Here is a 7,577-nt window from a genome sequence, read left to right on the forward strand (position 1 = left end):
GGTCCCCGGAACTTCGCTATTGAGTTTTATGAATTCTTCGCCTTAGTGGTCGACTGCCTTCTCGGCACCGACACCGGTCAGCGAACGAACTTCCATTTCCGCCTGCTTGGTAATGTCCTCGACACGCTTGTCGGTAACCGAGCCCAGCCAGCCTAGGAAGAAGGCCAGCGGAATGGAGACGATACCCGGGTTAGCCAGCGGGAAGATCACCATATCGATGCTTGGGATCATTGCGGTTTCAGAGCCCGAGAACACTGGCGAGAAGATGATCAGCAGCAAAGCCGAACCCAGGCCGCCGTACATGGACCACACTGCGCCGCGGGTCTTGAAGCCCTTCCAGAACAGCGAGTACAAGATGGTTGGCAGGTTAGCCGAAGCGGCCACCGCGAAGGCCAATGCCACCAGGAAGGCCACGTTCTGCCCCTGGGCACCGATGCCGCCAGCGATAGCGAAGACTCCGATAACCAAGACCGTGCGGCGGGCAATCTTCATTTCCTTCTCTGGAGTGGACTTGCCCTTGGCAATCACCGACGCGTACACGTCATGGGCGAAGGATGCCGCCGCGGTGATGGTCAAGCCCGCCACCACAGCAAGGATGGTTGCGAAGGCCACTGCAGAGATCAGGCCCAGCAGGACTGTGCCGCCCAATTCGTAGGCCAGCAGCGGTGCCGCAGAGTTCACGCCGCCTGGAGCCGCCTGGATTCGGTCCGGGCCAATCAGTGCACCGGCGCCGAAGCCCAGCACCAGGGTGAACAGGTAGAAGGCGCCGATCAGCCAGATAGCCCAGACGACGGACTTGCGGGCTTCCTTCGCGGTAGGAACGGTGTAGAAGCGCATCAGCACGTGCGGCAGGCCGGCGGTGCCAAGCACCAAGGCCAGGGCCAGCGAGATGAAGTCCAGCTTGGCAGTTTCAGAAACACCGTACTTCATGCCCGGATTCAGGATCTCGGGGTTGCCGGCTACTTCAGCTGCCTTGCCCAGCAGGTCGGAGAAGTTGAAGCCGAACATGGCCAGCGTCCACACGGTCATGATCAGCGCGCCGGCGATCAGCAGGCAGGCCTTGATGATCTGCACCCAGGTGGTGCCCTTCATGCCGCCAACCAGCACATAGAGGATCATCAATGCGCCAACGATAACGATCACCAGCGACTGTCCCAGCTTCTCGTCAATACCCAGCAACAGGGAAACCAGCGCGCCGGCGCCAGCCATCTGCGCCAGCAGGTAGAAGACGCACACTGCCAGCGTGGAGATGGCCGCGGCGATGCGCACCGGACGCTGCTTGAGGCGGAAGGACAGCACATCGGCCATGGTGAATTTGCCGGTGTTGCGCAGCAGCTCCGCAACCAGCAGCAAGGCAACCAGCCAAGCAACCAGGAAGCCGATCGAGTAGAGGAAGCCGTCGTAGCCCTGGATGGCGATAGCGCCAACGATGCCCAGGAAGGAGGCTGCCGAGAGGTAGTCACCGGCAATTGCGGTGCCGTTCTGTGTTCCCGTGAAGGAACGGCCGCCTGCATAGTAATCCGCAGCGGTCTTGTTGTTCTTGGAGGCGCGGAGCACGATCACCATGGTGACGCCCACGAAGGCCAGGAAGATGGCGATATTGACCAAGGGGTTGCCGACCTGGGTCGACTCTCCCGCGGCCTGGGCCAGGATGCTGAGCTGGTTCATTTAGTTCACTCCCTCGCTCTCTAGGCGTTCACGGATTTTGGTTGCCTTGGGGTCGAGCTTCTTATTCGAGAAACTGACGTAGGCCGCGGTGATCGCGAAGGTCGACACGAACTGCAGCAACCCGAGAACAATACCCATGTTGATATTGCCGAGAACCTTGATGGACATGAAGTCGTGGAAGTAGTCGGCTAGCAGCACATAGGCGAAATACCAGACGAGGAAGAAGACTGCCATCGGGAAAACAAAACTGCGGTGGGTCTTTCGCAGTTCCTGGAATTCCTCGGATTGGCTCTCCTTGACGAAATCAACGTCAGCAGCGACGCCGTGTTCCGGGTTGGCACTCATGATGCCCTCCTTGAGCGAGTTGATGATGTGACTGGGCGCACATCAGTTTTGTGACTAAGTTCACTATTGGGGATAAACCCGTTGGCGACTAGGGGGCTTGCACAGCTCGTGGCTCAACGGACTGCTTTCTGCGCCCAACGGCGCAGCATGGCGCGCTGAACGGTCGGCAGATCAGGCAGGGCCCTAAGATGGGATACATGTCTCCAGCGCTGCAAGTCACCCTGATCGTCGCCATTGCGATGGTCGGAATCGCTCTTGTCGGCTACATCGGTTTCAGGATTTCCCGCTCCACCAAGGAAATGGGTACCGACGTCGAGGAAGCCACCTACAAGACGTTGCACCACATGTCCGTTGCGGTTCCCCATTTGGAGCGCGGCCTGACTGAGGACGGGGCGGCCAAAAGCGCCAAGGCGCTGCGCAGGCTCTTGAACTGCCAGGTATTGCTGATCAGCGACACCACCCATGTGCTGGCCACCGATGCAGGGGCCGATTTCACCGCGGAACTCGAAGAAGCAGCCTCCAAGGTTTCCAAAAGCGCGCTGGCAACCGGCAAAACCCAGGTAGAACGTTCCTCCGGCATGGACTTCGTGTCCGCGCCGATCACCGTAGGAGATCAAAGCGTGGGAACGGTGACCGCGCTATCACGCAGGGCCGGCGCCAGCTTCGTTCGGGCAGTTTCCGAGGTAGCGGTCTTTGTATCCGCGCAGGTGTCCACCGCCCAGCTCGATGAATCCAAGGCCATGCTGCTCGAAGCGCAGATGCGTGCCTTGCGCGCTCAGATCTCCCCGCACTTCATCTACAACTCGCTGAATGCAATCGCCTCGTTCATCAATACGGATCCCGCTCGAGCCCGTGAGCTGGTCATAGAATTCGCCGACTTCACCCGGTACTCTTTCCGCCGCCGCGGTGAATTCACCACCCTGGCCGAGGAACTGGAAGCCATTGACCGCTACCTGTTGCTGGAGAAGGCCCGTTTCGGTGAGCGCATCAAGGTCTCCTTGCAGATCGCTCCCGAGGTGCTGCCCACGCAAATTCCCTTCCTGGCCTTGCAGCCGCTGGTTGAAAATGCGGTACGCCATGGACTCGAAGCCCGGCCAGATGGCGGAGTCATCTCCATCACGGCCACCGAAGACGGAATGCACGCAGTCATCAGCGTGGAAGATGACGGCATGGGCATGGATCCCGAGCAGCTGTCCAGTGTGCTAGCTGGCGATACCCCGAATATGCACGTAGGCCTGCGCAACGTCGACCTGCGCATGCGCCAGCTCTACGGCAATTCCAATGGACTGGTGGTGGAGACCGCGCCGGGGGCCGGAACGCTGATCACTTTGCGTGTCCCGAAGTTCCGTCCGCCCAACACGATCACTTCCGATGCATAGAAAAATCCAATAAACGGTAGAATTTTCGCATGATTAACGTGGTGGTCGCCGATGATGAACTTCCAGCGGTAGAAGAAATCGCTTTTCTGCTCAGCCAGGATTCCCGCATCGGGAAAATTCACCGCGCCACCTCTGGTGCCGCGGCGCTGAAGGCGCTGGAGGAAAATACTGTCGACGCACTTTTCCTCGACATCCACATGCCGGCTTTGTCAGGCTTGGATATTGCCCGCGTCATCTCCCGCTTCACCAATCCCCCACTGATTGTTTTTGTCACCGCCGATGAAGATCAAGCGCTGCAAGCATTCGAGTTGGCCGCCATCGACTACGTGCTCAAGCCCATTCGCCCGCAGCGCCTGGCCGAATCCGTTCGCCGCATCTGCGAGCTGGTCGAGGAGACCCCTGCCAAGCCGGAAATGATCACGGTGGACCAGGGAGGCATCACCAAGCTGATACCTCGGGCGGATATCGCCTACGTTCAAGCCCAGGGAGACTACGCCCGGCTGCAGACCAAGGATTCGAGCTATCTCATCCGGGTTCCGCTCAACGATTTGGAACAGCAGTGGGGCGAGTCCGGTTTCGTTCGGATCCACCGTTCCTACCTGGTGTGCATGGATAAGATCGAAACCGTTCGCTTGCAGACCGGCAAGGCCGCTGTGCTGGTCAACAGCACCGAACTTCCGATTTCTCGTCGCGCGTTGCCATACCTGCGGGAACGCTTGGCTGCCAACCGCGTCCGCCCGCTGTAGGAAGCTGCTGGCCTTCCGTGGAGCACCTTCCCCAAGACAACAGCCGGCGAGAGCCCCTCATGCCCGGACGTTTCGCTGAGCAGCGTCCAAAACGCGTGCGTGTCCAGGCTCCGCAGGATGCATCCTTGACTGTCTCCCCCGACCGTCCCGAGCACACAGCAGAAGAATTCTATGTTCGCCAGCTGATCCGCTCCCAGCTGCGGCTGGCCTGTGCCGTCGCGGCGGGCCTGCTGGCGATGCTGGTAGGTATCAGTGCATTGCTCGTCTTTTGGCCGGTCTTCGAGGACATCCATCTGCTGGGCCTGCCCCTGCCATGGTGGGTTTTGGGCATCGGCATGTATCCACTGATCATCGTGGCCGGAATGCTCTACAAAAGGGCCGCGGGACGCAATGAAGAACGGTATCGGAGCATCAGCCGTGGCTAGCCTGCTGTCCGTTTCCTCCCTGGTGATCGTTTGCCTCACCACCATGCTGATTGCCTTCCACGGCCTGCGCCTGTCCCGTACAACTTCCGACTTCTACGTAGCTTCACGCACCGTACGCCCGTGGTGGAATGCCTCTGCTATTGGCGGCGAATACCTGTCGGCGGCTTCGTTCTTGGGCGTTGCCGGACTGATTGTGCTCTCTGGGCAATCAGGTTTGTGGTTCCCCATCGGCTACACCGCAGGCTACTTGATGCTGCTCCTGTTTGTTGCCGCTCCCCTGCGACGTTCCCGGGCATACACAATTCCCGATTTCGCGCAGATCCGTTTCGAAGGCTCGCCGATGCTGCGGAAAATCACCACCTATCTGGTGGTGGTGATCTGCTGGCTCTATATCGTTCCGCAAATGCACGGAGCAGCCCTGACCCTATCCATCGCTACCGGATTCCCGAGTTGGGCCGGTCCGGTCATTGTTGCCGCGGTTGTCTGCGTGACGGTGCTGTCCGGCGGGATGCGCTCGGTGACCTTCGTCCAGGCCTTCCAGTACTGGTTCAAGCTGGCGGCCTTGGTTATTCCCACGATTTTCCTGCTGGGGCGGGCCATCCCCGAGCATTCGGCATCCGGGCATGCCCAGGCCCTGTATGCGCAGCTGGAGTCCGTGAACGCGATGAACCTCTACGAGACGGTATCCATCATCTTGGCATTGCTCTTCGGCACCCTGGGGCTGCCGCATGTGCTGGTGCGCTTCTACACGAACCCCACAGGCCAGGCTGCGCGTACCACCACGGTGATTGTGCTGTGCCTGCTCTCCGCGTTCTACCTCTTGCCGACGACTTTGGGCGTGCTGGGCTTGCTTTACACCCCGGAGCTCGGTGCCACCAATGAAACCGATGCCACCATCCTGCTCTTGCCCGGACGCCTCTTCGACGGATTCCTGGGCGATGCCTTGACCGCAATTGTCGTCGGTGGCGCATTCGCAGCTTTCCTCTCCACCACCTCCGGTTTGGTGGTATCCCTGGCTGGTGCGCTGTCCCAGGAATTCTTCTCGGGTACCGTGCGTGGCTTCAGGATCTCTACCGTGCTGGCCACCGCCCTGCCCGTCCTGGTCGCGGTGGTGACCAATTCATTGGCCTTGGCGGGCGCCATTGGCAACGTCTTCGCCTTCACTGCATCCACCATCTGCCCGCTGCTGCTCTTGGGCATCTGGTGGCGTTCGCTGACCGCACGAGGTGCTGTTGCCGGCCTGCTGGCTGGCGGCATCTCCTGCGGGCTGGCCTTGATGACCGGCGCCTTCCTGCCCCAGGAAGATGAGATCTGGATCCACCTCTTGCGCCAGCCTGCGGCGTGGAGCGTTCCCTTGGCCTTCATGGTGATGATCTTCGTATCGCGCAGCACCAAGCGGAGCGTGCCCGCCAACGTTGAACGCGTCATGGCGTTGCTCCATGTCCCGGACTGGCGGGCGAAGTTCTAGCCAGTCTCCACGGATTCTCCGGCGGGCGCGTCGCGGCCAGATGCTTCGCGTGCCGAAGCTGATCTGCGCCGGGATCCCTTGGCCAGCCCCAGAAGGACTCCGCCGAGAACCAAGCCCATTCCGATCAGGCTTTGGAGTCCGAGGCTTTCCGCTGCCAGCAATGTTCCCAGCAGGACCCCTGTCACTGGATTGAGCAGGCCAATGAGGCCAACTGACGATGCAGGGAGATGACGCAGCCCGGTGAACCAGGCAAGATAGGCAGCCGCGGTGGCAATGAGGCTGACATAGCCGAAGCCCGCCATCGCCTGGAGGTCAAGCTCCGGGGGTGCTCCATGCACGAACAGCGCGCACGGGACCAGTACTGCCCCTCCGGCCACCAGCTGCCACGCGGTGACACGGATAATCGGCATCCCTTCAGACCATCGCTTGGTCAAGATGAACCCGGCACTGGATAGGACCATTGCTACCAGCGACAAGACGATCCCCAGGATATCGATGCCGGCCTGTGCATCGAATACCATGATGCCCACGCCGACGAAGCCCAAGAGGGCCCCAACCAAAGGCCAACGTGCAGGACGTTCACCGAGCAATAGCCATGCGAACAGCATGAGCACACCGGCAGAAATCGCCATGGTCGTAGCAGCGACACCCGATGGCAAAAGTTGCGCCACCACGTAGATCAGGGCAAAGAAGGCACCGATATTCAGCACGCCCAGAACCGCGGATTTCCACCACCAGCTGCCCTGCGGGAGTTTCCTGGCTAGCCCCAGCAACACCAAGCCCGCCGGCAATGCGCGGATCGCCGCGCCCCAGAGCGCTGAGCCGTCGGGAAGAAATTCCTTGGTGACATAGTAATTGGAGCCCCACGCGATCGGGGCTATCGCGGTCAGTGCTACCCAGCCCAGCGTTCGAAGCCGGTGCCCCGCGGAATTCAAAGTATCTTCCATGGAAGATACTTTAGCTTCCTTGGAAGATATAATAAAGGCATGGAGCAAAACGACCACGTATCGCGCATTCAACAGCAGTGGGCAGAACAACGGCCGGATCTCGACCCAGCGCCCCAGGGAATCATCGGCCGGCTGCATCGCTTGGCTAATTACCTGACCGAGGAGCTCTGCACGGTTTATGCAGAGCATGGGGTGACCGAAGCTGAATTCGATGTGCTCGCGGCCTTGCGGCGGGCAGGAGAACCCCATTCCCTGGCCCCCGGCGAGCTGGCACAGCAGACGATGGTGACTACCGGAGCCATGACCAAGCGGCTCGACAAGCTGGTCAGCAACGGCTGGGTCACCCGCGCGCTATCCGGTGATGACAGGCGTGGGCGCCGCATCTCCTTGACGGCTAGCGGCAAGAAGAAAATCGATGAAGCGTTTACCGCCCACATGCGCAACGAAAAGCGCCTCGTGGACCAGCTGTCCCCCGCTGATCGTCCTGTGCTCGAAGAAATGCTGCGAAACTGGTTGGCCCACTATGAACAGACCCGGCCCTAGCCTTATCGGCCAGCGCGTCGCCAAGAATGCAAAAAGCCGCGCAGGGCAGCGGGAAG

8 protein-coding genes are annotated in these 7,577 nt (G+C 60.4%); 5 read left to right on the plus strand and 3 right to left on the minus strand.

Annotation, left to right across the window (positions count from 1 at the left end):
- Positions 1 to 42: 42 nt before the first annotated feature.
- A complete protein-coding gene (locus ACNPN0_RS17290) occupies positions 43 to 1,668 on the minus strand; it encodes a solute symporter family protein (protein WP_105657249.1) in 1,626 nt (541 codons plus the stop codon).
- Entirely contained in the window at positions 1,669 to 2,013 is a 345-nt protein-coding gene (locus ACNPN0_RS17295; RefSeq protein WP_105657248.1) for a DUF485 domain-containing protein, read from the minus strand.
- Positions 2,014 to 2,210: 197 nt separating this feature from the next.
- On the opposite strand from ACNPN0_RS17295, the gene ACNPN0_RS17300 reads away from it, so the two are divergent.
- Genes ACNPN0_RS17300 through ACNPN0_RS17315 form a run of 4 tightly spaced genes read left to right on the plus strand, consistent with a single transcriptional unit; the run spans position 2,211 to position 6,031 of the window.
- Complete coding sequence (locus ACNPN0_RS17300; protein WP_105657305.1) at positions 2,211 to 3,392, plus strand: sensor histidine kinase; 1,182 nt, start codon at positions 2,211 to 2,213, stop codon at positions 3,390 to 3,392.
- Positions 3,393 to 3,421: 29 nt separating this feature from the next.
- The gene (locus ACNPN0_RS17305) at positions 3,422 to 4,138 is read left to right on the plus strand and encodes a LytR/AlgR family response regulator transcription factor (RefSeq protein WP_448937454.1); all 717 of its coding nucleotides are present in this window, start codon (positions 3,422 to 3,424) and stop codon (positions 4,136 to 4,138) included.
- Positions 4,139 to 4,197: 59 nt separating this feature from the next.
- Positions 4,198 to 4,563, plus strand: coding sequence for a hypothetical protein (locus tag ACNPN0_RS17310; protein WP_448937455.1), 366 nt, complete (start codon positions 4,198 to 4,200; stop codon positions 4,561 to 4,563).
- On the plus strand, positions 4,529 to 6,031 hold the full coding sequence (locus tag ACNPN0_RS17315) for a sodium/solute symporter (protein WP_105657245.1): 1,503 nt from the start codon (positions 4,529 to 4,531) through the stop codon (positions 6,029 to 6,031). Before ACNPN0_RS17310 ends, ACNPN0_RS17315 begins: the two co-directional genes overlap by 35 nt.
- Here ACNPN0_RS17315 and ACNPN0_RS17320 read toward each other — a convergent pair.
- Entirely contained in the window at positions 6,028 to 6,978 is a 951-nt protein-coding gene (locus tag ACNPN0_RS17320) for a DMT family transporter (protein WP_400290343.1), read from the minus strand. The two genes, ACNPN0_RS17315 and ACNPN0_RS17320, sit on opposite strands and share 4 nt — an antisense overlap.
- Positions 6,979 to 7,017: 39 nt before the next feature.
- Between ACNPN0_RS17320 and ACNPN0_RS17325 the strand changes: the two genes are divergently transcribed.
- A complete protein-coding gene (locus ACNPN0_RS17325; RefSeq protein ID WP_448937456.1) occupies positions 7,018 to 7,521 on the plus strand; it encodes a MarR family winged helix-turn-helix transcriptional regulator in 504 nt (167 codons plus the stop codon).
- Positions 7,522 to 7,577 lie beyond the last annotated feature (56 nt).

The organism is Glutamicibacter sp. AGC84, from assembly GCF_053543575.1.